The organism is Enterobacter mori (assembly GCF_025244905.1).
Classification (GTDB): Bacteria; Pseudomonadota; Gammaproteobacteria; order Enterobacterales; family Enterobacteriaceae; genus Enterobacter; species Enterobacter mori_A.
The window spans coordinates 664,369-689,827 of the sequence record NZ_CP104285.1 but is presented as its reverse complement, the minus strand read 5'-3'; the positions used below and the strand labels follow the sequence as shown (position 1 = coordinate 689,827).

Below are 25,459 nucleotides of genomic sequence, written 5' to 3'. Positions count from 1 at the left end.
GGATGAAAAAAGCAAGTATTGCTACCCACCGCCCCACGCCTGCGGGGCACAGGGTTGTCCCCCCATAAACACATTGAAGTCATGAATTGCTATCCCTCCATTGATCATTCACATCAACATATTAAGAAATTTTAAATACCACTTGAAATAAAACGAAATATACACAACACATTGAAAAAATAATAATTTTACGTTTGCTTCTGATGAGCCAACGCATTTGCACGAAGACAAAAGACAATTTTTACTTTTTTGTCTATCGCCTTACCTTTCAAATGGATGTGTATATGAGTAATAAGATATTCGCTTTAAATAGCACCACGATAAGCCTTGGAAAAATATTTCCGGCCTTACTGATATTTACCCCCATGATGACCTCTGCTGGCACAATTGACCAATCCACCTCTGTTCCGCAAGATTTCTCTACTGACGCTGAATATATTATTAATAAAGATGTTACTATTTCCTCTGCGGGGCCTTCTGCGGCAGTTAACGCCACGGGGATTCATGTCAACTCGATAACGAACCTGGGTAATATATCGGGAAAAGGAAACGGTTTAGATATTGATACGGGTGCCCAACGCCTGGTTGTGGATAATAAATCTGGTGCGACCATCTCCTCCACTACGGGAATTTCCGTTAATGTCGTCTCAATGCAAGGCGATATAATTAACGAAGGAAATATTACTGGTTTCGAAAAAGGGATTCTCATTGGTGAGGCTTCTTCTTCCGTTAATATCAAAAACACGTCTACCGGCTTTATCACAGGTAAAACAGGTTTAAGCTCGGAAGTGGGTATAGCGGCCAATAACGCAGGAACTATTATTGGTACAGATGGTGATGGTGTTGCGATAAACGGCGGTAATACAAAATTTACTAACACGGGCTCTATTCATGGAAGCCATAGCGGGATCAACGTCACCGGCGACGCAAAAATCGATATTAACAACAGCGGTGTTCTGGGCGGTGATGACTCTGCCATTATGTTTGCAAGTAGCAAAAACAATACGCTGGTACTGGATACTGGCTCTTCCCTGACCGGCGATGTCATCTCGACCCTTTCCACCGGAAACACCCTGAGTCTGGAAGGAACAGGCACCGAAGACAGCAATTTCATCGGCCTAAATGAAGGAGATGGATTTGCTTCCGTTACCATGAATGGCGATAGCTGGGCACTGTCAGGTGACATTGACATCATCGGCACCGGCGACACCCTGCAGGTAAAAAGCGGTGATCTGATCCTCTCCGGTGACGTGAAGAATAATGGAAACACGCTGGTTGCGGAAAGCGCCACGCTTGAGCTCGGCAATGGACTGGAGACAGCGACGCTCAGTGGCGGTCTTACAAACAACGGTACCGTGGTCTTTAACCAGGGCAGCGATTTTACGTTTGCCACCAACATGACCGGCAGCGGAAACGTTGAGAAGCATGATGCGAATACCCTGACGCTGTCTGGAAATAATAGCTACACCGGTGATACCGTGCTTCGCGGCGGCACGACGCTCGTGGCTGCGGGTGCCAAACTCGGTGTCAAGGGGAGCAATGCGACCGTTACCATCGATAATGGCGCAACGTTCGCCTCTGCGGGCGAGGTTAACGAAAATATCGCTATTCTCAACGGTGGCACGCTGGCCGCGTGGAATGCGGTGCAGGGGAATTCGACGCTGAGTGTATCTGGCGTAGATACCATTAATGGCAACGTGACCAATGGCGGCACGCTGCTGCTGAGCGCTGCCAATAACAGCGTCGGCAATAACTTCAACATTGTTGGCGACTACACCGGTTCCGCTGGTAGCCAGATTGTGATGAACAGCGAAGTCGGTGCCGATAATGCCCCGACCGATCATCTTTCGATTACGGGCAGCAGCTTCGGACAGTCAGACGTCACCATCAACAACATGGGCGGGCTTGGTGCTCAAACCGTTAACGGCATGGAAATCGTCAGCGTTGGCGGCAGCTCTGAAGCACAGTTCATGCTGGCGAAACCGGTGGTAGCAGGTGCGTACGAATACAATCTTTATCAGCATGCTGACGGCAACTGGTATCTGGAGTCTAAAGCTACGCCTTCCGACGATCCTGCTGATGATACCGACGATGGTGATAAGCCTGATGATGGCGGCAATACCGACGGCGGCGGTAACACTGATGATGGCGGCAATACCGACGACGGTGGCAACACTGACGATGGAGGCAACACTGACGACGGTGGCAACACTGACAACGGCGGCAACACGGACGACGGCGGCAACACTGACAACGGTGGCAACACTGACAACGGTGGCAGTAATACTCCAGAAGTCATGGCACCCGAAGTCGGTGCTTACTTAGGCAACTACCTTGCCGCACAGGGAATGTTCCTGCATAAGCGTGATGACCGCGACCAGATCACCTTCCGTAATAAAGACGAACTTAATACCTGGATGTACGTTAAAGGACGCTATCACGAAAACGATGCAGGCGGGGACAAAGTCAGCTACGACACCACGACTACCGTTATGCAAATCGGTAGTGATTTCATGAGCAAGCCGATGGACAACGGTATTCTGCGTGCCGGTGGCATGTTCGGTGCAGGTCAGGCGAAAACTCACTCTGACGCGAAGCACAACGTGCGTGATGCACAGGGTAAAGTCGACGGCTTTAACATCGGCCTGTATGCAACCTGGCAGGAAGATGAGAACTTACGTCTCGGCAGCTACGTGGATACCTGGGCGGCCTACAGCTGGTACAACAACAAGGTGACCAGCAACCGTAATGACGAAGATTACGATAGCGAAGGCTTCGCCGCATCTTTAGAAGTTGGTCATGCGTGGGTTATTCAGTCAGAAAACGAACGTACCTGGAAAATTGAGCCTCAAGCTCAGGTGATCTACAGCTACCTCGATCAGGAAAATCACACGGATCGCGATGGCGTGCGGGTAACCACTCTGGACAACGATAGCGTATTTGGTCGCCTGGGTGTGAAATCCAGTTACTTCCAGCAGCAAGACGTGAAAGCCTGGCAGCCGTACGTGGCAGTCAACTGGTTGAAGGGTGCCGGTCAAAACGATCTGGCTTTCAACGACGAGACGGTCAGTAACGATACGCCAGAAGATCGCGGTCAGCTGGAGCTGGGCGTGACCGGTAACCTGAACGACACCACCACAATTTCGCTGCGCGCCAGCGGCGAATGGGGTGAGAACAGCTATGCCGCCTACGGTGGGCATATTTTGTTAAACCACCGCTGGTAATCACGTAGCATGAAGCAAACAGCAGTGGCAATCGCCACTGCTTTTTTTTTAATTATCCAACTCGCCCATCGATTTCACCTGGTCGCGGTTGATCTGTTCAGTCTGGCCTGTTTCGGCGTTTTTATACGACACCAGACCGGTATCATCATCCACCTGCGGTTTGCCGTCAGTGACAATGGTGCGGCCATCGGTGGTTTTAACGGCCTGATTAGACGAACAGCCCACAACGGTAAACATTGTAGTGGCGGCCAGAACGGAAGCGATCAGTAGTTTATTTTGCATGGTGTTTTCCCCTGCGCTCAGTTGAATTTTATTATCGACTTAACCATTTTAGGCTAACTGACTGAAAGCGGATGAAAAACCAGAAGGTTCTGAAGATGGATAAAGATAACCGTAGGGCGGGTAAGCGAAGCGCCACCCGCCATTTGCCCGGCGGCGCTACCGCTTGCCGGGCCTACGCAGATTATTTACTCATCTGGGCGTGCATTTCCTGAACCGAAATCACCTTCTCGGTGGCATCCGCGTTCAGCGCCATGGCCGTCGCGAAACCGCCGTTCAGGGTGGTATCGTAGTGCACTTTGTACTGCAGCGCGCTGCGGCGAATGAGCTTGGAGTCTTCAATCGCCTGGCGTCCTGCGGTGGTGTTGATGATGTAGGTATATTCGCCATTCTTGATACGGTCCTGAATGTGCGGACGACCTTCATGCACCTTGTTCACCAGACGCGGGTTGATACCCGCTTCGCCCAGCACAATCGCCGTACCGTGAGTGGCGTCCAGCTCGAAGCCCTGTTTCAGCAGCTTGGCGGCAAGGTCAACCACGCGCTCTTTGTCGCCTTCGCGAACGGAGAGCAGCGCACGGCCTGATTTTCTCATGGTGGAGCTGCTGCCCAGCTGCGCTTTCGCGAACGCTTCTGCGAAGGTGCGGCCCACGCCCATCACTTCCCCGGTAGAGCGCATTTCTGGCCCTAACAGCGGGTCAACGCCTGGGAATTTGTTGAACGGGAGCACCACTTCTTTCACCGAGTAGTACGGTGGAATGATCTCTTTGGTCACGCCCTGCTGTGCCAGCGTCTGGCCCGCCATCACGCGCGCCGCCACTTTCGCCAGCGGAACACCGGTGGCTTTGGAGACGAACGGGACGGTACGTGCCGCACGCGGGTTCACTTCAATCAGGTAGACTTCGTTGTCTTTCACCGCGAACTGGACGTTCATCAGACCGCGAACCTGCAGCTCGAAGGCCAGCTTCTGCACCTGCTGGCGCATCACGTCCTGAATCTCCTGACTCAGAGTGTACGCTGGCAGAGAACAGGCTGAGTCGCCGGAGTGTACGCCCGCCTGCTCGATGTGCTCCATAATGCCGCCAATCAGCACCATTTCGCCGTCGCAGATGGCGTCAACGTCCACTTCCACCGCGTCGTCGAGGAAACGGTCGAGCAGCACTGGCGCATCGTTGGACACGCTCACCGCAGTCTGGAAGTAGCGGCGCAGGTCGGCTTCGTCGTAGACGATTTCCATCGCGCGGCCGCCCAGTACGTAGGAAGGACGCACCACCAGCGGGTAGCCAATCTCCTTCGCCTTCTCAACGGCCATCTCAATGGCAGTCACGGTGGCGTTCGCAGGCTGTTTGAGCTTCAGACGGTCAACCGCCTGCTGGAAACGCTCGCGGTCTTCCGCACGGTCAATCGCATCCGGGCTGGTGCCGATAACCGGCACGCCTGCCGCTTCCAGCGCGCGCGCCAGCTTCAGCGGGGTCTGGCCGCCGTATTGCACGATAACGCCCTTCGGCTTTTCGATGCGCACGATTTCCAGCACGTCTTCCAGGGTAACCGGCTCGAAGTAGAGACGGTCGGAAGTGTCGTAGTCGGTAGAAACGGTTTCCGGGTTACAGTTGACCATAATAGTCTCGTAACCGTCTTCGCGCAGCGCCAGCGAGGCGTGTACGCAGCAGTAGTCGAACTCGATGCCCTGGCCGATACGGTTTGGACCACCGCCCAGCACCATAATCTTGTCGCGGTCAACGGATGGGTTCGCTTCGCACTCGTCTTCATAGGTGGAGTACATGTACGCGGTATCGGTCGAGAACTCCGCGGCACAGGTGTCCACGCGCTTGTAGACCGGGTGCAGGTCGTACTGGTCGCGCAGCTTGCGGATTTCCGCTTCACGCACGCCCGCCAGCTTAGCCAGACGCGCATCGGCGAAGCCTTTACGCTTCAGCACGCGCAGGAAGTCAGCGTCCAGGCCGGTGATGCCCAGCTCAGCGACCTGCTCTTCCAGACGCACCAGCTCTTCAATCTGCACCAGGAACCAGCGGTCGATGTTGGTCAGGTTGAACACGCCGTCGACAGACAGGCCCGCACGGAAGGCATCGGCGATGTACCAGATACGCTCAGCGCCCGCGTCTTTCAGCTCGCGGCGGATTTTGGTCAGCGCTTCCGGGTCGTCGAGGCTCACTTTCGGGTCAAAGCCGGTCGCGCCCACTTCGAGGCCACGCAGCGCTTTCTGCAGGGATTCCTGCTGCGTGCGGCCAATCGCCATCACTTCACCCACTGATTTCATCTGGGTGGTCAGACGGTCGTTCGCGCCTGCAAATTTCTCGAAGTTGAAGCGAGGAATTTTGGTGACAACGTAGTCGATAGACGGCTCGAAGGACGCTGGCGTGCGGCCGCCGGTGATGTCGTTCATCAGTTCGTCGAGGGTGTAACCCACCGCCAGCTTCGCCGCCACTTTGGCAATCGGGAAGCCGGTCGCTTTAGAGGCCAGCGCGGAGGAACGGGACACGCGCGGGTTCATTTCGATAACAATCAGACGGCCGGTTTTCGGGTTCACGGAGAACTGCACGTTAGAACCGCCGGTTTCCACGCCGATTTCACGCAGTACCGCCATCGAGGCGTTACGCATGATTTGATACTCTTTGTCGGTCAGCGTCTGGGCTGGCGCAACGGTGATGGAGTCACCGGTGTGGATACCCATCGCATCGAAGTTTTCGATGGAGCAGACGATGATGCAGTTGTCGTTTTTATCACGCACCACTTCCATCTCGTACTCTTTCCAGCCAATAAGCGATTCATCAATCAGCAGCTCTTTGGTTGGGGAGAGATCCAGACCGCGCTCGCAAATCTCTTCGAACTCTTCGCGGTTGTAGGCGATACCGCCGCCGGTGCCGCCCATGGTAAAGGATGGACGGATGATGCACGGATAGCCCACGTCGGCCGCGACGGCCAGCGCTTCTTCCATATTGTGTGCGATACCGGAACGCGCGGTGTCGAGGCCGATTTTCTTCATCGCCACGTCGAAGCGGCGACGGTCTTCTGCTTTATCAATCGCGTCGGCGGTCGCGCCAATCATGGTCACGCCGAACTCCGCCAGCACGCCCTGACGCTCCAGCTCCAGCGCACAGTTCAGCGCCGTCTGGCCGCCCATCGTTGGCAGCACCGCGTCCGGACGCTCTTTCTCGATAATTTTACGCACCACTTCCCAGTGAATCGGCTCGATGTAGGTCGCATCGGCCATTTCCGGGTCGGTCATGATGGTGGCCGGGTTAGAGTTCACCAGGATGACGCGGTAACCCTCTTCGCGCAGGGCTTTACATGCCTGAGCGCCGGAGTAGTCGAATTCGCAGGCCTGGCCGATCACGATCGGGCCAGCGCCAAGGATCAGGATGCTTTTTATGTCTGTACGTTTTGGCATGGTCTTCTCGGCTCCTGATTATTTAGCGGTCTTACGGTATTGCTCGATAAGTTCGATGAAGTGATCGAACAGCGGCGCGGCGTCATGTGGGCCCGGGCTGGCTTCAGGGTGACCCTGGAAGCTGAATGCTGGCTTATCGGTGCGGTGAATCCCCTGCAGGGTGCCATCGAACAGCGACTTATGGGTCACGCGCAGGTTAGCCGGCATTGAGGCTTCATCGACGGCAAAGCCGTGGTTCTGCGCGGTGATCATCACCGTGTTGTTATCGATATCTTTCACCGGGTGGTTACCACCGTGGTGGCCGAACTTCATCTTAACGGTGTTCGCTCCGCTCGCCAGCGCCAGCAGCTGATGGCCGAGGCAGATGCCGAATACCGGGATGTCGGTTTCCAGGAAGGACTTAATGGCGGCGATGGCGTAATCGCACGGCGCCGGGTCGCCAGGACCGTTGGACAGGAAAATACCGTCCGGATTCATCTTCAGCACGTCTTCGGCAGACGTTTTCGCCGGAACCACCGTCAGGCGGCAGCCGCGGTCAACCAGCATGCGCAGGATGTTGCGCTTGGCGCCGAAATCGTAGGCCACCACGTGCAACGGCAGCTCGCTCTCTTTTTTCGCTTCCGGCAGGTCGCCTTCGAGCGTCCAGCTACCCTGCGTCCAGCTGTAGGCTTCAGCGGTAGTCACTTCTTTCGCCAGGTCCATGCCGTTTAGGCCCGGGAAGGCTTTTGCTTTTTCCAGCGCCAGCGTCGCATCGAGGTTATCACCCGCGATGATGCAGCCGTTTTGTGCACCCTTCTCGCGCAGCAGGCGCGTTAACTTACGGGTATCGATATCGGCAATCGCCACGATGTTATGGCGCTTCAGGTAAGAAGAGAGGTCTTCGGTATTGCGGAAGTTGCTGGCAATCAACGGCAGGTCGCGAATGACCAGGCCTTGCGCATGTACCTGAGAGGATTCTTCGTCAGCCGCATTGGTGCCGACATTGCCGATATGAGGATAAGTAAGAGTAACGATTTGGCGAGAATAGGAAGGATCAGTGAGGATTTCTTGATAACCGGTCATTGAAGTATTGAAAACGACTTCCCCAACCGCCGAACCCGTTGCCCCTATGGCCCGACCGATAAACTGGGTTCCGTCTTCCAGAACCAATAGCGCTGACTTAATCAAAACACCCTCCAGAGAATATTCACTCACTTTATTTGCATATTAATTCACAACCATGTCATAAATCAATGCAAATGTGTTGCCAGCGGATTTTTGGCAAACGGCGGCATTCTGGGGATTTGGTGGGTAAAAGTCAACTCAAAACGGATATTTTATTTATTCTTTTACGAGCCTGGCGGCTGAAATACGATTTAACGGGCAAAAAGCGCAGGTAAATCATTCTGGAAAACGCTTGCGCGCTAAGTTTAATGGTAATTTCGTGCGCGAGGCAATTAAAAGTGGACCACATGGTCAAAATTTACAATTACGCAACGTAAAACAGGAAGAAGAGATATTGTTTTAAAGCTTTAACAGCATAACACTCACCAAGAAGATAAAATAAAAGGGCAATAAATCATTGCCCTATGCAATCAATGCATTACGACTGCAATAACCACATCACGATGGGTAATAATGCTTACAAATTGTTGAGATCGAGCACATCTCGCATATCAAAAAGACCATTACGCTTGTCTTTCAACCACAACGCGGAGCGCACTGCGCCATTTGCAAATGTCATTCGGCTAGATGCCTTATGCGTGATCTCTACGCGTTCGCCAATATCGGCGAACATCGCGGTATGTTCACCGACGATATCGCCTGCTCGCACAGTTGCGAAGCCAATGGTTCCCGGAACGCGTTCGCCCGTATGACCTTCGCGAGAATATACCGCGATGTCTTTTAAGTCTTTATCCATTGCATAAGCAATCGCTTCGCCCATTGCCAGCGCTGTGCCTGATGGCGCGTCGACTTTATAGCGGTGATGCGCTTCAACAATTTCAATGTCGGTATAGTCGCCCATCACTTTCGCCGCCTTTTCCAGCAGCTTCAGCATCACGTTAACGCCTACGCTAAAGTTGGCAGCAAAGACGATCGCAATCTCGTTAGATGCCTCCTGAATGGCTTGTTTACCCGCGTCGTCAAAACCGGTGGTCCCAATCACCATCCCCTTGCCGTGCTGGCGACAAAACGCCAGATGCGTGAGCGTCCCTTCCGGGCGGGTAAAATCGATGAACACATCAAAGTCATCTTTTACCGCATCCAGACTGCTCTGCACGGTAACGCCCGTGTGGCCTGCACCCGCCAGCTCACCGGCATCGGTCCCCAGAAGTGAAGAACCTTCACGCTCCAGGGCCGCACCAAGCGCTACGCCATCCATCTGAAGTGCCGCCTGAATCAGCTGACGGCCCATACGTCCACCCGCGCCCGCAATGGCGACGCGGATCTGTGCATCATGCATAGTTATTCTCTTACGTTAAAATGATGTAAATCGTTTTCAGATTAACCAGCCTTTGCAGAGGCTGCCACAGAAAACGCCGATAATTAGAATTTAATGATAAACAGGCAGAGATATCAGTGAAAGACATGATCGTCAGCGAAAACCGCATGATTCCCGAATCACCAGCGCAGGCGGCAGGATGATCCGTTTAGCGGGTTCGTCGTTGCCCTGTATGCGGCTGTAAAGTAACTCCCCCGCCTTACGACCAATCTCTTTCGCCGCCACCGATACGGTGGTCAATGCGGGCTGTACCAGAGCCGCTTCGGTAATATCATCGAAACCGACCAGCGCAAAATCACGCCCCGGCTCACGGCCCATCTTGCGCAGGCTTTGCATCATCCCCAGCGCCACAATATCCTGATAGCAAATCGCAGCGCTGATGCGTGGATGCTCGAGAAGTAACGCCTCCGCCACGCGCGCGCCGTCGCTTTGGCTGGCGTGAGAGGTTCTGATCCAGGCAGGATTCGGCGTCACGCCGTACTCCAGAAGCTTGCTGGTAAAGCCCCCGATACGCTGAGCCCGGGATCCCGAATTCTGGCTCCCCCCGATGAACGCAATCTGGCGATGGCCCATTCTGAGCAGATGCTCCGTCGCCATCTGCGTGCCTAAGAAGTTATCCGTTCCGACAAAATCAAAATCCGGATCGTTCAGCGGCCGCACAACCATGATAGCCGGAATACTGCGCCGCTTCAGGCCCTCAAAAAAGGCCTGTGGCGTTTCGCGAGCCGCACACAGCACCATACCGCCGACGTTATTACGCATCAGTGAATCAACAAATTTTTGCTGCCGCTCTGCCGATTCCTCGCTATTCGCCAGAAAAAGCATTAGCTCATGGCGCTCCATTTCATGACTTAGCCCTGCCGTCATCTCCCCGTAAAAAGGGTTGGTAATATCGTGCAAGAGCAACCCGACCTGGTTACTGCTGCGGTTCCGTAAATTGGCCGCCGTCTGGTTATAGACATAGCCGGACTCATCCAGCGCCTTAAGTACGCGTTCGCGCGTGCTTTGCGAAATGCGGCCTTTGTTGCAGAGCACCATAGAGACCGTCGCCGTTGACACGCCAGCGCGTTTCGCAACATCGGCCAGTGTAATTCCCGTCATGTTGTCTCCTTCATCATCACCACAGGTTAATCGAATAACCCATTTTCTGCATTTTTCCCTGTGAGATTCTTCACATTACCGCTGCCCATCCGGATTACATTCGCATTTATGGCGGGTTAATCGCGTTAACCACTCTTCTCAAATTCGGTTAATCGAATAACCTTAAAAAATGATTACGGAGGATACAATGACAACCTACGACAAATTCCCCACGGTGGCGATACAGGGTTATGACGACAGCGCCTGGCAAGGCTGGGAGGCGATTACCCGCATTCTTGAGGCAAAAACCCGACAGCGCAGCCGCACGGTGCTGGTGATTGATTGCTATCCGGGCGTGCGCATGGCCGAGCTTGAAGAGAACGTACTGCCGCGGCTACGCCCGACGCTGGCGATCAATGCCGAACAGGCGCGACGGGATGAGCGTGCCATCCATGAGATGCTGGCACGCAACCTCACCGACGATCGCGTCTTTGGCGTACTCTCCTGCCACCAGCTTGGGGAGTTTTTCGATTCCGCGCGTCTGAAGGCGCTGCAGGATCGGGTGAACCAGTGTTCCGGAGGGCTGGTTGTGATCTACGGACCCGGAGCGACGCTTGTTCATCCGGGTGATGTGCTGGTGTATGCCGATCTGCCGCGCTGGGAGATCCAGCAGCGGATGCGCAGCGGTGAGATGGGGAACTGGGGCGCAGAGAATCAGCAGGAAGATATGCTTCGTCGCTACAAGCGCGCCTTTTTTGTTGAATGGCGCGTCTTCGATCGTCACAAAACGCCGCTGCTCAGGCGCACCGATTTTTTACTGGATACAACCCAGACGAACCAGCCCGCGATGGTCAGCGGCGAAGCCCTGCGGGCCGGGCTGAAGAAGACGACCACCCGGCCTTTCCGCGTGACGCCCTTTTTCGATCCCGGCGTCTGGGGCGGCCAGTGGATGAAACAGCAATTCGATCTCGATCCCTCTGCCCCCAATTACGCATGGTGTTTTGACTGCGTGCCCGAGGAGAACAGCCTGTTACTGCGTTTTGGCGCAGTGCGGATCGAGATCCCCTCTCAGGATCTGGTCCTGCTTGAGCCTCGTGCTCTGCTGGGCGAGAAAGTTCACGCGCGTTTCGGCGCGGAGTTCCCGATCCGCTTTGACTTCCTCGACACCATGGGCGGCCAGAATCTGAGCTTCCAGGTCCACCCCATTACCGAGTACATCCAGCAGCAGTTTGGCATGCACTATACCCAGGATGAGAGCTATTACATCCTGGAAGCCGAGCCGGGTGCCGTGGTCTATCTGGGAACCAAAACCGGCATCGACCCTGATGCCATGATGGACGATCTCAGGCGCGCGGGTCGCGGTGAAAAACCGTTTGATGACGAACGCTTCGTTAATCAGATCCCGGCGAAAAAGCACGACCATTTTCTGATCCCTGCCGGGACGGTGCACTGCTCCGGCGCGGGAACCATGGTGCTGGAGATCAGCGCTACGCCGTATATCTTCACCTTCAAACTGTGGGACTGGGGCCGCCTGGGGCTGGACGGCCTGCCGCGCCCGGTACATCTGGCGCACGGTGAAAAGGTGATCGACTGGCAGCGCGACACCCAGTGGGTACATCAGCATCTGGTGAATCAGTTTGAACCTGTCGCGGAGGGAAACGGCTGGCGCGAAGAGCGCACTGGGCTGCACGAGCGTGAATTTATCGAAACCCGCCGCCACTGGTTTAGCGAGCCCGTTATACACCACACCGCTGGCGGCGTGAATGTGCTGAATCTGGTTGAGGGCGACGAAGCAATTGTCGACAGCCCAACTGGTGCATTTGAGCCGTTTACCGTCCATTACGCCGAAACGTTCATCATTCCGGCCAGCGTAGGTGAATATCGCATTTCACCGTCAGCCAGCGCTTCCGGCTGCCCTCTGGCGACGATCAAAGCCTGGGTAAGGAGCTAACGATGATTCATTTTATTGTCGCGACTCACGGTCCATTAGCCGCCGCACTGCTGGAGAGCGGCCGGATGGTGTACGGCGACCTCCCTGACGTACACGCCGTTTGCCTGACCGAACAGGCGGGAATAGAAGGCTTCCGACAGGATTTTAGCGCCACGCTGGATGCAGCAAGCGTCAACGCTGACGGCGTGCTGGTGCTGTGCGATATGCAAAGCGGCACGCCGTGGAACGTGGCCTGTGAGGCCGCGTTTAACCCACATACGCAGCCGCCGATTGCCGTGGTGGCTGGAGTCAACTTCCCGATGCTGCTGCAAACCGACGAGGTGATGATGGCACGAGATGTTCATCAGGCTGCCGCACACATTATCGAACTTACTCTGCCGACGCTGGTACAGGCGAAACCGGCAGATACTGCACAGACAGACGATTTTTGAGGAGCCGCATATGAGTATTTCTTTTGTACGCATTGACGACCGCGTGATCCACGGGCAGCTCATTACACGCTGGGCCAGGGAGCTGCCCTGCGACGGCATCGTTGCCATTGACGATGCCGTTGCGGCCGATCCGCTGCTATCGTCGGTCATGAAAGGGGCCGTATCAGATACCAAAGTGTGGCTGTTCGATACGACAACCGCGATCGAAAAACTGCCAAAAGTGATTGCCAGCGAGAAGCGCTATTTCGTGATTGGCAAATCGCCGATCACGCTGCAGCGCATTGAGCAGGCGGGCATTAGCCTGAAAAACAGCAACGGGAAAATTAACGTGGGGCCAATGAGCGCCCGGGCTAACACGACAACCATCGGCCCGAATCAATCGGTAACCCACGATGAAGCTGCGGCGTTCGAGTGGCTGACCGGGCAGGGACACGCGATTGAATTCCGTCTGGTGCCCGATGCCAGTTTTTATACCTGGCAGGATGCCAGACAAAAGCTGAAATAAGGAGCAGATCATGATTATCGAAGCGGCTTTAATTGGCCTGCTGTGTTATCTGGGCGCACTCAGTAGCCCGTGGCTTTTAGGGCTAACGGGCGGCTGGTATCTCATCTCCCGACCGCTCATTTCCGGGATGCTGGTTGGCCTGATCCTGGGCGATATCAAAACCGGGATCATGATTGGCGTAGCGGTGCAGGCGGTGTATATCGCAATGGTAACGCCCGGCGGCTCAATGCCAGCAGATTTGAACTTTGTGGCTTATCCGGCCATTGCGCTAGGGATACTTTCCGGCAAAGGGCCTGAGGTCGCCGTCGCGCTGGCGGCGACTATTGGGATCGCCGGAACCATTCTCTTCAATGCGATGATGGTGCTGAACTCCTTCTGGAACCATCGTGCGGATGTCGCGCTGGAGAACGGCGACGAGCGCGGGATCTACCTGAACAGCGCCATCTGGCCGCAGGCAATGAATTTTTTGCTGCGCTTTGTACCTACCTTTATCGCCGTCTTTTTCGGCGCGCAGTACATTAGCAGTTTTATGGACAGCCTGCCGCACATCGTCCTCTCCACCATGAACGTGCTGGGCGGCATTTTGCCCGCCGTCGGTATTGCCATCCTGCTTAAGCAGATCATCAAAAGCTATAGCATGCTCATCTACTTCCTGGTGGGTTTCGTCTGCATCGTGTTTCTGAAACTCAATATGGTTGCGCTGGTGATCGTGGGCGCCCTGCTGGCACTGATTCATTACAACTATAAACCCGAGGCGCCGCAGGCCGTGGCTTCAGCACCTGTCCCTGACGACGAGGATGAATTCTGATGGAAGAACGTAAACTCACCCGTAAGGATCTGCGCCGCTGCTGGCGGGCGTGGATGATGCATAACCTCTCCTCAATGAGCTTTGAACGCCTGGAATCCTTCGGCTTTTGCCTGAGCATGCTGCCGGTAGCAAAAAAGCTCTATCCCGACGCGGCTCAGCGTACCGAGATGCTGCGCCGTCACGCGTCGTTCTACAATACGGAGCCACAGATTGGCGCGATCGTTAACGGTATGGCGCTGGGGCTGGAGGAGAAAAAAGCCAACGGCGAGCCGATTGACGGTGAAACCATAAACACCCTGAAGGTAGGCCTGATGGGGCCAATCGCCGGGATCGGTGATTCAATGATCCCCGGAATGCTCATTCCGATCCTCCTCAGCATTGGAATGGCGCTGGCGGCAGGCGGAAATATCCTCGGCCCGCTGTTCTATACCGTCGCCTGGCTGGCGATTATTATCCCGGGATCCTGGTTCCTGTTTCTGAAGGGCTACCAGATGGGTTCAGGCTCCGTGGAGATGTTGGTCAGCAGCAAATCTACCCGGCTACGGGAAGCGCTATCGCTACTGGGTGTATTCGTCATGGGCGGCGTGGCGGCCAGCTACGTGAAGCTCGGCACCGGGCTGGAGTTCATCACCCGGGATGGGGTTAACATTCACGTTCAGCAAATGCTGGACGGCATTTTCCCGCAGCTGCTTCCGCTGGCGGTGGTGCTGGGGATCTGGTATCTGATGGCAAAACGCGGCGTGTCGCCGGTAAAAGCCATGGTCTTGCTGCTTATACTGGCAGCGCTTGGCGTGGCGTCCGGTTTGTTTGCAGGATAAGAAAACCGGGGCATTGCCCCGGTTTCTTTATGGATGGAAGTGAGCCCATCGTCCTGCCGCTTTATCTGGACGCGAGATAAACTGAAACCGCTCCGGATCGTCGATAAACTGCTGATAAACAGGCGCATCCGTAATACCAAATTCCGAATAACTGCGCGGCGTAATCATCTGTAGTCGCCCCGGTCGGTAGTGTTTATTCTGCTGCCAGACGATATGATCTCCCTGCACCATGGGATACCACGCCATCCCTTTTCGCGCCCGAATGGCATCATACTCAAAGCCATATTCCCGATCGCACCACGCGCCGAACGTCAGCGGCTCATTGGGCGAGGCCGAAATCGTCGCATGACCCCATCCGGGAGGGACCAGTACCTTTTCACCCGGCCCCGCGAGCACCGCAAAACAACGTCCCGGATCGTCGTCCACATACTCCTGCATGTAGATAATCGCTTTACCCTGCCAGATTTCATACAGCTCAGGCGGTGACCATCCGCTGTGCTGGCTAATACGGTGCACATGTCCCTGGCTGCGGACCGGCTCATCGCCAAGCGTACCTGCTGCGTAAGTGACAACGCCAAAAAGCAACATACGTTTTTCGAGCTCCGGCCTGTCTGCCAGTCGCGCCACGTCCATCGCGATGGCATACACCTGGTCGGGCCCTTCGCAGTCCGGATTGCGTAGCGACGGACGGATCTGATCCAGGGTTCGGATCTCCGGCATCGGTCCGGTAACGTCATCTCCGTAGCTAAAACCGAGCGGCTCATGGGTAATGGTCATATCAAGCCCAAAGCTAACCATTGAGGACCTCCCATCCCTGCGGGTGTTTTTCAGATGCAAATACGCGAAGCGCAAAACCCTCGGCCAATGCCGCATAGTCATGTCCCGCCACGCTGGGCCAGACCGCCAGCGCAGAAAGCGTCTCTTCGCCCGTGTTTATCAGACGGTGTGCGGTGAAGGAGGGAATGATGTGCACGGAACCGGGCATAACGCGCTCAAGGCGCGCCACGCCGGACGCCGTCTGGAGCAGCAGCAAGCCGCATCCGCGCAGGCCAAAATAGACCTCGCCCTGTTCGCGCCGCTGGTGAAAGTGACCCCGCGTCATAAAGAACTCTTCCCCGATTCTGCCGGCACAGAGATGGGTTACGCCGACGTACAGCGCCCCATCGTTTGACGGGGAGTCGAGCATTTCAACGTCATAGACGCGCTGCTGCGGTTCGCAGCCACGCCAGGCGTCTTTAGCAATGAAAACGCCCGGCAGATCGGCGAGGCGAGTCGTCTTAGTGATAAGCGGACCGTTAGCGAATATTCCGCTGGCCCACGCCACCTGAGGTGGCAGGATAATGTCAGAATTCATGTTTATCTCCGGCCCGAGGAGAACAACATGAAAAGCCTATCAGATTAAACGATTAACCTCCTGTCATAATGCCCACACTGTCGGGTTAATCACACTCACGCTGATCCAGCTCGTCGAGAGCATAGGCGATCACCAGCTGTCCTTTTTTCATTTTCAGCCCGAGGATCTGCATCCCCCCTATTTCCGCCAGCTGTTTAACATGCGTTCCACCGCACGAGTAGGCCGGGAGATCGCCAAAGCGGACCTTGCGTCTGCCCGCTTCAATTTCAGTATGGCGAAGCAGATTGTCGGTTTTCCAGCCGTTAATAATGACCATCATCGCGCTGGCATCGGGAATTGATGCCAGCAGCTCACCTGCAGTAAAGGTAATGCGCCCTTCGCCAGGCCAGTGATGAGCCTTAACCGGCTCCCAACCAAATCGTTCACCGGCATAACCTATCAAATGGCCAGCGCTGTGCCAGCGGGAATGGCGTATACGCGCTGGTTGATCGACCTGCATTTCCACCTCGCCGGGCGCGAGCGGTCGGGCCAGCATGTGTATAACCTGTTCCCCGCGCAGGCTTACGCCCTCCACCGCAATGCCCGCGATCCAGCCCCGATCCGCGGGCTGTCCGCCACCCTGCGGATGGAAAAGTGTCCGATCCAGTTCAACGGCGTAGCGGCCATCAGCCTCTTCCGTGCAGCAAATTACCTTCGCACGTCCTTCTGTCGCTTCACTTGTGTAATAAAGTCGCTCTGTCATGGTTGTCCTCCTCTGTGTCCTGACAGTATATTCATCACTTAAGTATCGATAATCCGCCTTTCAAACAATGCACTCTTGCCTGGTATGCACAAATGAAACCTGCACTGCTTCCCGATCTCGCCACCTTCGTGACCATCGTTGAACACGGTAATTTTTCAACTGCAGCCCGTATTACGGGAGCAACGCCTTCAGCGATCAGTCGCTGTGTTTCACGCCTTGAGCAGGAGATGGGAACGAAGTTATTGCACCGCACCACGCGCAAGCTGGCACTGACCGAAACCGGAAAATCGGTTTATGAGCATGCGCTGGATATGCTGGAAGCAGCGCAGCAGGCCATGGATTCCGGTAGCAGCCTGCAAACCGTGGCGCAGGGGAAGCTTACGGTGAGCGTGCCGAAAGCCGTGGGGCGGTTTGTGATCCATCCGCTGATGCCGGCGTTCCTGGAGCGCTACCCGCAAATTGACGTCTGCCTGCGTCTGGAAGATCGTTACATGGATCTGATCGACGACGGAGTCGATCTGGCATTACGGATCACCAACACCCCCTCTCCGGGCCTGTACGGAAAAAGGCTGATGCCGGTAACCCACGTCATTTGCGCCACGCCAGAATACCTTCGTCGCGCGGGCACGCCACAGCATCCACAGGACCTTCGGGCGCACAGCTGTATTTCGCTCGGTGAGACGCCGGCCGACTCACGCTGGAAATTTACGCGGGAGGGTAAAACGGAAATGGTACAGACGCACGGCCGCTACGCGGCTAACCACACGGGCGTGCGGCTGGATGCGGTAAAACGTCATGTTGGCATAGGAAGTTTACCGCTGTTTACGGCGCGCGAGGCGCTGGAAAAGGGGGAGATTGTGCAGGTTCTGCCGGAGTGGGAATTTATCAGCAGCTATACGGGCGAGCTCTGGCTGTTGTGGACGCGCAACAAACATATGCCAGCCAGAATGCGGGCAATGATCAACTACCTGAATGAAAAAATGCCAGTCATTACGTGACTGGCATTTTTTGAATCTTACTCAACTTCACGAGCGTCGATGCGCAGCTCTTTCGGGACCTCAAAGACAATATTCTCTTCGCGGCCTTCCAGCGGAACCGCGTCGCCGCCGCCCAGCTCTTGCAGGCGGGCAATGACGTTTTGCACCAGAATATCCGGCGCGGAAGCGCCTGCGGTAACGCCAACGCAGGCCGCATTTTTCACCCACGCTTCCTGAATATCCGTCGCGTCGTCAATCAGGAACGCCGCTTTCCCCATCCGCTGCGCCAGTTCAGCCAGACGGTTGGAGTTAGAGGAGTTTTTGGAGCCAACCACCAGCACCACGTCCGCCTGTTCAGCCAGCGCACGCACCGCTTCCTGACGGTTAGTAGTGGCGTAGCAGATATCATCCTTACGCGGCCCGACGATTTTCGGGAAGCGCTGACGCAGGGCGTCAATCACGTCAGAGGTATCGTCTACGGAGAGCGTGGTCTGGGTCATAAACGACAGCCGCGCTTCGTTTTTCACGTTCAGCGTAAAGACATCTTCCGGCGACTCGACCAGATACATCCCCCCTTCCGGGTTGCTGTACTGGCCCATGGTGCCTTCGACTTCCGGGTGACCCGCATGGCCAATCAGAATCGACTCTTCACCGCGACGGCTGGCGCGCGCCACTTCCATATGCACTTTTGTCACCAGCGGACAGGTGGCATCGAATACGGTCAGATCGCGGCTTTTCGCCTCGTTGCGTACCGCCTGTGAGACGCCGTGCGCGGAGAAGATCAGGATCGCACCATCCGGCACTTCGCTGATCTGCTCAATAAAGATTGCGCCGCGCTCGCGCAGGCTGTCGACCACGTAGCGGTTATGCACCACTTCGTGACGCACATAAATTGGCGCGCCGTAAATCTCCAGCGCGTTTTCAACAATGCTGATAGCGCGGTCTACACCGGCGCAGAAGCCGCGCGGGTTAGCCAACAGGATCTGCATTTTACTCCTCCAGTGCCGGATCGATCTCCAGCACTTCGACATCAAAATGAACGGTACGCCCGGCAAGCGGATGGTTGAAATCGACGGTGATAGAATCGCCGTTGATTTCGCGGATCACGCCAGGCATTTCGCTGCCGTCCATAGCAGTAAAGAGCATAATCGCCCCGATTTCCGGTTCACCCGCGTCCATGAACTCACGGCGCGAGAAATACTGGATCAGGTCCGGGCTGGGCACGCCAAATGCCGCATCCGGCTCCAGCGAAAAGGCCTTTTTCTCGCCCTCTTTCAGACCCAGAAGCTGTTGCTCAAGACCTTCAGAAAGTGAGGTATCGCCCAGACGAAACAGTGCCGGTTTGCCATTGTTGCGGGTGGATTCGGCCGTGGAGCCGTCATCCAGCTTCAGCGTGAAATGAACGAGAACCGCGCTGTTGCTCTGTACGGATTTAGACATGCAAATTGCTCGCTTGTTTTGGGTCACCTGTTGCCCGGTGGCGCTACGCTTACCGGGCCTACGGGAGGCCACAAGTTCTGTAGGCCGGGTAAGCGTAGCGCCACCCGGCATTGATGCTTACGCCTGTTCTTTCGCGGCCGGTTTAGGCAAGAAGCCTTCCAGCACGATTAACGCCGCACCAACGCATATTGCGCTATCGGCGAGGTTAAAGGTCGCGAAGTGCCAGTCGCCGACATAGAAATCGATCATATCGACCACAAAGCCGTGCCACAGGCGGTCAAACAGGTTGCCCAGCGCGCCGCCAATGATCAGCGCGTAGGCGATATTATTCAGCTTTTGCGTGGCCTTCGAGCGGTACATCAGCACCGCCAGCACGACGCAGATACCGATAGCGATACCCGCGAAGAACCAGCGCTGCCAGCCACCGCTGTCGGCAAGGAAACTGAACGCCGCGCCGTAGTTGCGGGCATAGTGCAGGTTAAGCGACGGGAACAGCGGGACCGTATCCCCCAGAGCGAAATTCTGGAGGATCAGGAACTTGCTGCCCAGATCGATAATCAGCACCACTACCACCAGCCACAGCCAGCGCAGTCCTGTTGAACAGAGAGTTTTACTCATCAGGCAAACTTACGTTTTTCGCCGTCACCGGCGACGTTGCTTACACAGCGTCCGCAGATGTCTGCGTGTTCCGCCACCTGGCCGACATCGGTAGTGTAATGCCAGCAGCGCGGGCATTTCTCACCGTCGGCTTTGCTCAGCGCGACCTTCAGTCCTTTGAGCAGTTCGCTCTGCTGAGCATCAGCAGAAGCCTCGGCATAATCCGCAACTTTCGCACCGGAGGTCAACAGGACAAATCGTAATTCATCGCCCAGCGCGGTCAGTTTAGCCGCCAGCTCAGGTTCCGCGTACAGCGTGACTGCCGCTTCCAGAGAGCCGCCGACTTTCTTGTCAGCACGCGCCTGCTCGATAACCTTGTTCACTTCGCCGCGCACTTTCAGCAGCTCGTCCCAGAAGGCATCGTTCATTGCTTCGGTGCTGGAGAGGTCGAACAGACCTTCGTACCACTCGCCCGTGAAGACATACTTCTCACGGTCGCCCGGCAGGTAGCCCCAGATTTCATCTGCGGTGAAGGACATGATCGGTGCCATCCAGCGCACCAGCGCTTCTGCGATGTGGAACAGCGCGGTCTGGCAGCTACGACGCGCCCGGCTTTCCGCTTTCGCGGTGTACTGGCGGTCTTTGATGATGTCGAGGTAGAACGAGCCCATCTCAATGGAGCAGAAGCGCATCAGGCGCTGCACCACTTCGTGGAAGTCGTAAGACTCATAGGCTTTCAGGATATCGTCCTGCGCCGCTTTCGCACAGCCTACCGCCCAGCGGTCCAGCACGACCATCTCTTCCGGTTTCACCATGTCTTTTGCCGGATCGAACCCGTTCAGGTTCGCCAGCAGGAAGCGCGCGGTGTTACGGATACGACGATAGCTGTCGGCAGCGCGTTTCAGGATCTCGTCAGACACCGCCATTTCGCCGGTGTAGTCGGTCGACGCCACCCACAGACGCAGAATATCTGCGCCCAGCTTGTTCATCACATCCTGTGGAGAAACGGTGTTACCGATAGATTTGGACATCTTACGGCCCTGGCCATCCACGGTGAAGCCGTGAGTCAGTACCTGACGGTAAGGTGCTTTACCCTTCATGGCGGTAGAGATCATCAGAGATGACATGAACCAGCCGCGGTGTTGGTCAGAACCTTCCAGATACATATCGGCAGCGTGACCGGCAAACTCAGGACGCACATCAACCACGGAGGAGTGGGTAGACCCGGAGTCGAACCACACGTCCAGGGTATCCGGCACTTTTTCGTAGTTGTCTGCGTCAGCGCCCAGGATGTCGCGGGAGTCGAGATCCCACCACGCCTGAATGCCGTCAACTTCGACGCGCTTCGCCACTTCTTCCATCAGTTCCAGCGTGTTCGGGTGCAGCTCCTGCGTCTCTTTATGCACGAACAGAGACATCGGCACGCCCCAGGTACGCTGACGGGAGATACACCAGTCAGGACGGTTAGCCACCATGGATTCGATACGCGCCTGGCCCCAGTCCGGGATCCACTGCACGCCTTTGATCTCTTTCAGAGACTGCTCGCGCAGGCCTTTCTGATCCATGCTGACGAACCACTGCGGGGTCGCACGGAAGATGATCGGCGACTTGTGGCGCCAGCAGCACGGATAGCTGTGCTGCATTTTTTCAACGTGCAGCAGCGCGCCGCTGGTGCGCAGCATGTCGACGATAATGTCGTTCGCTTTGAAGACGTTGATACCGTCCAGCGCCGGGTAGGTGCCCGGCAGGTAAGAGCCGTCCGGGCCAACCGGGTTAGCGATTTCCAGACCGTATTTCAGGCTGATGTTGTAGTCGTCAGGACCGTGGCCACCGGCGGTATGTACCGCACCGGTACCCGCTTCCAGCGTCACGTGGTCGCCCAGGATCGCCGGAACGTCGAAGTCCAGGAACGGGTGCTTGAAGCGCATCAGTTCCAGCGCGTCGCCTTTCACGGTGCCCAGCACGGTGTAGTCAGCGATGTGCGCGCGTTTAAGCACGCTTTCAACCAGATCTTTCGCCAGGATAACCGCCTGACCGTCAATCTGCACCAGCGCGTATTCGAACTCACCGGACAGGGAGATCGCGCGGTTCGCAGGAAGGGTCCACGGGGTGGTGGTCCAGATCACCAGAGAGATCGGGCCGTTAACGGCAGAGACGCCAAATTTAGCCTTCACCGCATCCTGATCGACGGCATGGAACGCCACGTCGATAGAGGGAGACGTTTTGTCGTAATACTCCACTTCCGCTTCTGCCAGCGCAGAGCGGCAGTCCACGCACCAGTGCACCGGCTTCGCGCCTTTGTGCAGGTGTCCGTTACCGATGATTTTACCCAGCGCACGGATAATGTTGGCTTCGGTTTTGAAGTCCATGGTCAGGTACGGGTGCGACCAGTCGCCCAGCACGCCCAGACGGATGAAGTCAGCGCGCTGACCGTCAACCTGCGTAGCGGCGTATTCGCGGCACTTCGCACGGAACTCGGCGGCGGTGAACTTCTCACCCGGCTTGCCAAACTCTTGCTCCACTTTCAGCTCGATGGGCAGACCGTGGCAGTCCCAGCCCGGAACGTAAGGCGAGTCATATCCCGCGAGTCCTTTGGACTTCACGATAATGTCTTTCAGAATCTTGTTAACCGAGTGACCAATATGAATGCTGCCATTCGCATATGGAGGGCCATCATGCAGAATGAAGGTTTTTTTGCCTTTTTTGGCTGCACGAATGATGCCGTACAGGTCATCATCGGTCCAACGCGCCAGCATTCCCGGTTCACGCTTGGCGAGATCGCCGCGCATCGGGAACCCTGTTTCCGGCAAATTCAGGGTTGATTTATAGTCACTCATCAGATTCTCGGTTCCGTATTTATCACGTAGGCAGTTAAGCCGGTTCTAAAGCCCAAAAAACTCGCGGGCCGTCAATTCATCTCGCGCAATTTGCGCTTTGAGTTCATCCAGCGAACCAAATCGCTGCTCGTTGCGTATCTTTTTACGCAGTATTACATCTATATGGCGACCATAAAGGTCCATTACAACGTCCAGCAGGTGCACTTCTAACTGTTGACGCACACCGGCAACGGTAGGACGGGTGCCAATGTTGGCGACGCCGTAAAACGGCTTATCGCCCAGACCTGCCACTTCCACCGCATAGACCCCTTTAACCGGGGAAACCTGACGACGCAGCGGTATATTCGCCGTCGGGAAACCTATCGTGCGGCCCAGCGCATCGCCATGCACCACGCGACCAGAGATGGTGAACGGATGACCCAGCAAGTTTTCTGCGGTATCCAGTTCATCATTGGCCAGTGCCTGGCGTACCGCCGTGCTGCTGACGCGCACGCCGCCTTCACAGAAGGTCATCGCGCTGGTGACGTCAAAACCGTACTCCAGACCAGCCTTCTGTAATAGCAAGAAATCGCCCTGACGACCAGCGCCAAAGCGGAAATCATCACCCACAGCAAGAAACTGCACACCAAGACGCTTCACCAGCAGGTCGCTGACAAACGTTTGTGCTGTCAGCGCGGCAAAGCGGCGATCGAAACGCACGCACAATACGTAGTCCACGCCGGACTCTGCCAGATAGCGCAATTTCTCGCGCAGGCGAGTCAGGCGGGCGGGAGACTTTTCGCCCGCAAACAGCTCAAGCGGCTGCGGCTCAAAAATCATCACCACAACGGGCAGGCCCCGGGCCTCCCCTTCTTTACGCAATCCCTGCAACAGCGCCTGATGACCACGATGCACGCCGTCGAAATTACCAATGGTCAGCACGCACCCATGCGGGGCTTTGCTGAGATTATGTATGCCGCGTATCAGCTTCATGTCTGGCTCAAAACAGTGAAAATCGCCAAAGTATACCTTGTACAGCGGTTAAGGTTAACCGGCGATTGTTCACGCAAAACAGAAAGCCGTAATGATTTCATCAGGCTGACCTTTCACAGCGAAAAAATCTGTCCGGGAACTGCGATTTTTATGCCGAAAGGCTGTATTCACGGAAGACAAGCTGGTAGAATCCTGCGCCATCACTACGTAACGTAGCGTCGCTAATTAACGGCGCTTATTTGCACAAATCCATTGACAAAAGAAGGCAAAGAGGGCATATTCCTCGGCCTTTGAATTGTCCACATAGAACATATTTGGGAGTTGGACTTGGCTAATATCAAATCAGCTAAGAAACGTGCCGTTCAGTCTGAAAAGGCTCGTAAGCACAACGCAAGCCGTCGCTCTATGATGCGTACTTTCATCAAGAAAGTATACGCAGCAATCGAAGCTGGCGACAAAGCTGCAGCGCAGAACGCATTTAACGAAATGCAACCAATCGTGGATCGTCAGGCTGCTAAAGGTCTGATCCACAAAAACAAAGCAGCGCGTCATAAAGCAAACCTGACCGCGCAGATCAACAAACTGGCTTAATCGCTACTTGTTGTTGCTTGTTTAAAGAACCCGCTTAACGCGGGTTTTTTTATGCCTTCAGATTGCCGGTGGCGTAAACAGTGCCGAGTAATCACGGTTGCAGATACGCTGCACCGCCGGGTGCTGAATCATTCTTTCGGCGAATATCGCGTGGTACTCCTCCATCACGTTATCTACCCTGCCAATCTCCGTAATCTTGTCGTCTGAGTAGAGATCGTGCGCGTACAGCGTTGGCGCAACGAAGATCGCGTTATGCGCTTCGCCAAAGGCTTTCATTAGCGCCGCATCGTCGAACTCACCGAGTATCTCCACGTTCAGCCCCTGCGAGTTAAACCAGTTCAACAGCTTGCGTCCGAGCATGGAACGCCTTCCCGGCACCAGCAGGCGACGCTCTTCCAGGCACGCGGGGAACGGTTTCTCCGGTGGCGGATTAATGCACCAGAAGCTGACGCCGCATTCGCCAATTTTTACTGAGAACAGCCCTTCCTGCTGGGTGGAGTCGATCGGGCAGTCCGAGATAATCATGTCCAGCTTATGCTGGCTCAGCTGTTCCAGCAGCATCTCGTGAGTGGATTCAAAGCAGCGCAGGTGGATTTGCTCGTCTTCGACTACCGCCGCATCAAGCACGCCGCTCACCAGCCGTTTCGACAGCGCATCCGCCACGCCCACGTCAAAGAGCAGATTCGACTCTTTGCGGTAGTTAACGATGTCCAGCATCTCCTGACTCAGGGTGAACATCTTGTCCGCATAGCGAAACACCAGCTCGCCCAGTTCGCTGGGTTCAATGCCGCGCCCTTTGCGCTTGAACAGCTTGCCCTGCAGACGTTCTTCCAGCGCCTTGATTTGCCCGGTGATGGTTTGCGGCGTCAGGTAGAGCGCCTCTGCAGCACCCACCACCGAGCCCTGTCTATAGACGTGCCAGAAGTAGTAAAGATGGTTGTAATTCAAATGAGACATCGCGT

At 55.7% G+C, this 25,459-nt stretch carries 22 protein-coding genes and 1 pseudogene; 8 read left to right on the top strand and 15 right to left on the bottom strand.

The window, feature by feature from the left end:
- Nucleotides 1–284: 284 nt before the first annotated feature.
- Nucleotides 285–3,224, top strand: a complete 2,940-nt coding sequence (locus N2K86_RS03305) for an autotransporter family protein (RefSeq protein ID WP_260660458.1) — start codon at nt 285–287, stop codon at nt 3,222–3,224.
- A 48-nt stretch (nt 3,225–3,272) separates the two neighbouring features.
- On the opposite strand, the gene N2K86_RS03300 is transcribed toward N2K86_RS03305, so the two are convergent.
- From N2K86_RS03300 to N2K86_RS03280, 5 genes are all read right to left on the bottom strand, one after another.
- Entirely contained in the window at nt 3,273–3,506 is a 234-nt protein-coding gene (locus N2K86_RS03300) for a YgdI/YgdR family lipoprotein (protein ID WP_260660457.1), read from the bottom strand.
- Nucleotides 3,507–3,687: 181 nt separating this feature from the next.
- The gene (carB, locus tag N2K86_RS03295; RefSeq protein WP_260660456.1) at nt 3,688–6,912 is read right to left on the bottom strand and encodes a carbamoyl-phosphate synthase large subunit; all 3,225 of its coding nucleotides are present in this window, start codon (nt 6,910–6,912) and stop codon (nt 3,688–3,690) included.
- Nucleotides 6,913–6,930: 18 nt separating this feature from the next.
- Nucleotides 6,931–8,079, bottom strand: a complete 1,149-nt coding sequence (gene carA / locus N2K86_RS03290; protein WP_260660455.1) for a glutamine-hydrolyzing carbamoyl-phosphate synthase small subunit — start codon at nt 8,077–8,079, stop codon at nt 6,931–6,933.
- Nucleotides 8,080–8,533: 454 nt separating this feature from the next.
- Nucleotides 8,534–9,355 carry a 4-hydroxy-tetrahydrodipicolinate reductase gene (gene dapB, locus N2K86_RS03285; RefSeq protein WP_260660454.1) on the bottom strand — a complete coding sequence of 274 codons (822 nt, stop codon included), beginning with the start codon at nt 9,353–9,355 and terminating at the stop codon, nt 8,534–8,536.
- 132 nt (nt 9,356–9,487) lie between these two features.
- The gene (locus N2K86_RS03280) at nt 9,488–10,495 is read right to left on the bottom strand and encodes a LacI family DNA-binding transcriptional regulator (RefSeq protein ID WP_260660453.1); all 1,008 of its coding nucleotides are present in this window, start codon (nt 10,493–10,495) and stop codon (nt 9,488–9,490) included.
- 187 nt (nt 10,496–10,682) lie between these two features.
- Here N2K86_RS03280 and N2K86_RS03275 point away from each other — a divergent pair, with 187 nt between their 5' ends.
- The 5 genes from N2K86_RS03275 to N2K86_RS03255 are packed head-to-tail and all read left to right on the top strand — an operon-like array spanning nt 10,683 to nt 14,987.
- The gene (locus tag N2K86_RS03275; RefSeq protein WP_260660452.1) at nt 10,683–12,425 is read left to right on the top strand and encodes a class I mannose-6-phosphate isomerase; all 1,743 of its coding nucleotides are present in this window, start codon (nt 10,683–10,685) and stop codon (nt 12,423–12,425) included.
- A 2-nt stretch (nt 12,426–12,427) separates the two neighbouring features.
- A complete protein-coding gene (locus N2K86_RS03270; RefSeq protein WP_260660451.1) occupies nt 12,428–12,856 on the top strand; it encodes a PTS sugar transporter subunit IIA in 429 nt (142 codons plus the stop codon).
- Between the two features lie 10 nt (nt 12,857–12,866).
- Nucleotides 12,867–13,361, top strand: coding sequence for a PTS system mannose/fructose/N-acetylgalactosamine-transporter subunit IIB (locus N2K86_RS03265; RefSeq protein ID WP_260660450.1), 495 nt, complete (start codon nt 12,867–12,869; stop codon nt 13,359–13,361).
- Nucleotides 13,362–13,371: 10 nt separating this feature from the next.
- The gene (locus tag N2K86_RS03260) at nt 13,372–14,169 is read left to right on the top strand and encodes a PTS mannose/fructose/sorbose/N-acetylgalactosamine transporter subunit IIC (protein WP_260660449.1); all 798 of its coding nucleotides are present in this window, start codon (nt 13,372–13,374) and stop codon (nt 14,167–14,169) included.
- The gene (locus tag N2K86_RS03255; RefSeq protein WP_260660448.1) at nt 14,169–14,987 is read left to right on the top strand and encodes a PTS system mannose/fructose/sorbose family transporter subunit IID; all 819 of its coding nucleotides are present in this window, start codon (nt 14,169–14,171) and stop codon (nt 14,985–14,987) included. The genes N2K86_RS03260 and N2K86_RS03255 overlap by 1 nt, the downstream gene beginning before the upstream one ends.
- Before the next feature lie 27 nt (nt 14,988–15,014).
- Here the strand turns inward: N2K86_RS03255 and N2K86_RS03250 are convergent, their stop codons facing one another.
- The 3 genes from N2K86_RS03250 to N2K86_RS03240 form a co-directional block, all read right to left on the bottom strand.
- A complete protein-coding gene (locus N2K86_RS03250) occupies nt 15,015–15,785 on the bottom strand; it encodes a glucose-6-phosphate isomerase family protein (RefSeq protein WP_260660447.1) in 771 nt (256 codons plus the stop codon).
- Nucleotides 15,778–16,341 carry a glucose-6-phosphate isomerase family protein gene (locus N2K86_RS03245; RefSeq protein WP_260660446.1) on the bottom strand — a complete coding sequence of 188 codons (564 nt, stop codon included), beginning with the start codon at nt 16,339–16,341 and terminating at the stop codon, nt 15,778–15,780. Before N2K86_RS03245 ends, N2K86_RS03250 begins: the two co-directional genes overlap by 8 nt.
- A gap of 85 nt (nt 16,342–16,426) precedes the next feature.
- A complete protein-coding gene (locus N2K86_RS03240) occupies nt 16,427–17,083 on the bottom strand; it encodes an alanyl-tRNA editing protein (protein WP_260660445.1) in 657 nt (218 codons plus the stop codon).
- Between the two features lie 92 nt (nt 17,084–17,175).
- On the opposite strand from N2K86_RS03240, the gene N2K86_RS03235 reads away from it, so the two are divergent.
- Nucleotides 17,176–18,081 carry a LysR family transcriptional regulator gene (locus tag N2K86_RS03235; RefSeq protein ID WP_260660444.1) on the top strand — a complete coding sequence of 302 codons (906 nt, stop codon included), beginning with the start codon at nt 17,176–17,178 and terminating at the stop codon, nt 18,079–18,081.
- A gap of 17 nt (nt 18,082–18,098) precedes the next feature.
- On the opposite strand, the gene ispH is transcribed toward N2K86_RS03235, so the two are convergent.
- The 6 genes and pseudogenes from ispH to N2K86_RS03205 form a co-directional block, all read right to left on the bottom strand.
- Nucleotides 18,099–19,049: a 4-hydroxy-3-methylbut-2-enyl diphosphate reductase gene (gene ispH / locus N2K86_RS03230; RefSeq protein WP_148386055.1), complete on the bottom strand. Its 951-nt coding sequence runs from the start codon at nt 19,047–19,049 to the stop codon at nt 18,099–18,101.
- A gap of 1 nt (nt 19,050) precedes the next feature.
- Complete coding sequence (gene fkpB / locus N2K86_RS03225; RefSeq protein WP_015572634.1) at nt 19,051–19,500, bottom strand: FKBP-type peptidyl-prolyl cis-trans isomerase; 450 nt, start codon at nt 19,498–19,500, stop codon at nt 19,051–19,053.
- A gap of 117 nt (nt 19,501–19,617) precedes the next feature.
- Nucleotides 19,618–20,118, bottom strand: a complete 501-nt coding sequence (gene lspA / locus N2K86_RS03220) for a signal peptidase II (protein WP_003856452.1) — start codon at nt 20,116–20,118, stop codon at nt 19,618–19,620.
- Nucleotides 20,118–22,934 (bottom strand): isoleucine--tRNA ligase, encoded by a 2,817-nt coding sequence (gene ileS, locus N2K86_RS03215; protein ID WP_260660443.1) that lies wholly within the window; start codon nt 22,932–22,934, stop codon nt 20,118–20,120. Before ileS ends, lspA begins: the two co-directional genes overlap by 1 nt.
- Before the next feature lie 45 nt (nt 22,935–22,979).
- Nucleotides 22,980–23,906, bottom strand: a complete 927-nt coding sequence (gene ribF, locus N2K86_RS03210) for a bifunctional riboflavin kinase/FAD synthetase (RefSeq protein WP_010427064.1) — start codon at nt 23,904–23,906, stop codon at nt 22,980–22,982.
- Between the two features lie 7 nt (nt 23,907–23,913).
- A pseudogene (locus N2K86_RS03205) lies at nt 23,914–24,132 on the bottom strand (DUF2575 domain-containing protein).
- Between the two features lie 101 nt (nt 24,133–24,233).
- Between N2K86_RS03205 and rpsT the strand changes: the two are divergent.
- Complete coding sequence (gene rpsT / locus N2K86_RS03200) at nt 24,234–24,497, top strand: 30S ribosomal protein S20 (RefSeq protein WP_003856458.1); 264 nt, start codon at nt 24,234–24,236, stop codon at nt 24,495–24,497.
- A gap of 57 nt (nt 24,498–24,554) precedes the next feature.
- On the opposite strand, the gene nhaR is transcribed toward rpsT, so the two are convergent.
- The gene (gene nhaR, locus N2K86_RS03195; RefSeq protein ID WP_008502038.1) at nt 24,555–25,454 is read right to left on the bottom strand and encodes a transcriptional activator NhaR; all 900 of its coding nucleotides are present in this window, start codon (nt 25,452–25,454) and stop codon (nt 24,555–24,557) included.
- Between the last annotated feature and the right edge of the window lie 5 nt (nt 25,455–25,459).

What these genes read in the sequence shown, in the direction of transcription:
- N2K86_RS03240 (WP_260660445.1), bottom strand. Translation starts at nt 17,083, where the DNA reads ATGACAGAGCGACTTTATTACACAAGTGAAGCGACAGAAGGACGTGCG.
- dapB (WP_260660454.1), bottom strand. Translation starts at nt 9,355, where the DNA reads ATGCATGATGCACAGATCCGCGTCGCCATTGCGGGCGCGGGTGGACGT.
- ileS (WP_260660443.1), bottom strand. Translation starts at nt 22,934, where the DNA reads ATGAGTGACTATAAATCAACCCTGAATTTGCCGGAAACAGGGTTCCCG.
- N2K86_RS03265 (WP_260660450.1), top strand. Translation starts at nt 12,867, where the DNA reads ATGAGTATTTCTTTTGTACGCATTGACGACCGCGTGATCCACGGGCAG.
- N2K86_RS03245 (WP_260660446.1), bottom strand. Translation starts at nt 16,341, where the DNA reads ATGAATTCTGACATTATCCTGCCACCTCAGGTGGCGTGGGCCAGCGGA.
- N2K86_RS03305 (WP_260660458.1), top strand. Translation starts at nt 285, where the DNA reads ATGAGTAATAAGATATTCGCTTTAAATAGCACCACGATAAGCCTTGGA.
- N2K86_RS03275 (WP_260660452.1), top strand. Translation starts at nt 10,683, where the DNA reads ATGACAACCTACGACAAATTCCCCACGGTGGCGATACAGGGTTATGAC.
- ispH (WP_148386055.1), bottom strand. Translation starts at nt 19,049, where the DNA reads ATGCAGATCCTGTTGGCTAACCCGCGCGGCTTCTGCGCCGGTGTAGAC.
- N2K86_RS03235 (WP_260660444.1), top strand. Translation starts at nt 17,176, where the DNA reads ATGAAACCTGCACTGCTTCCCGATCTCGCCACCTTCGTGACCATCGTT.
- N2K86_RS03260 (WP_260660449.1), top strand. Translation starts at nt 13,372, where the DNA reads ATGATTATCGAAGCGGCTTTAATTGGCCTGCTGTGTTATCTGGGCGCA.
- N2K86_RS03250 (WP_260660447.1), bottom strand. Translation starts at nt 15,785, where the DNA reads ATGGTTAGCTTTGGGCTTGATATGACCATTACCCATGAGCCGCTCGGT.
- N2K86_RS03280 (WP_260660453.1), bottom strand. Translation starts at nt 10,495, where the DNA reads ATGACGGGAATTACACTGGCCGATGTTGCGAAACGCGCTGGCGTGTCA.
- N2K86_RS03255 (WP_260660448.1), top strand. Translation starts at nt 14,169, where the DNA reads ATGGAAGAACGTAAACTCACCCGTAAGGATCTGCGCCGCTGCTGGCGG.
- nhaR (WP_008502038.1), bottom strand. Translation starts at nt 25,454, where the DNA reads ATGTCTCATTTGAATTACAACCATCTTTACTACTTCTGGCACGTCTAT.
- N2K86_RS03300 (WP_260660457.1), bottom strand. Translation starts at nt 3,506, where the DNA reads ATGCAAAATAAACTACTGATCGCTTCCGTTCTGGCCGCCACTACAATG.
- lspA (WP_003856452.1), bottom strand. Translation starts at nt 20,118, where the DNA reads ATGAGTAAAACTCTCTGTTCAACAGGACTGCGCTGGCTGTGGCTGGTG.
- fkpB (WP_015572634.1), bottom strand. Translation starts at nt 19,500, where the DNA reads ATGTCTAAATCCGTACAGAGCAACAGCGCGGTTCTCGTTCATTTCACG.
- ribF (WP_010427064.1), bottom strand. Translation starts at nt 23,906, where the DNA reads ATGAAGCTGATACGCGGCATACATAATCTCAGCAAAGCCCCGCATGGG.
- N2K86_RS03270 (WP_260660451.1), top strand. Translation starts at nt 12,428, where the DNA reads ATGATTCATTTTATTGTCGCGACTCACGGTCCATTAGCCGCCGCACTG.
- carB (WP_260660456.1), bottom strand. Translation starts at nt 6,912, where the DNA reads ATGCCAAAACGTACAGACATAAAAAGCATCCTGATCCTTGGCGCTGGC.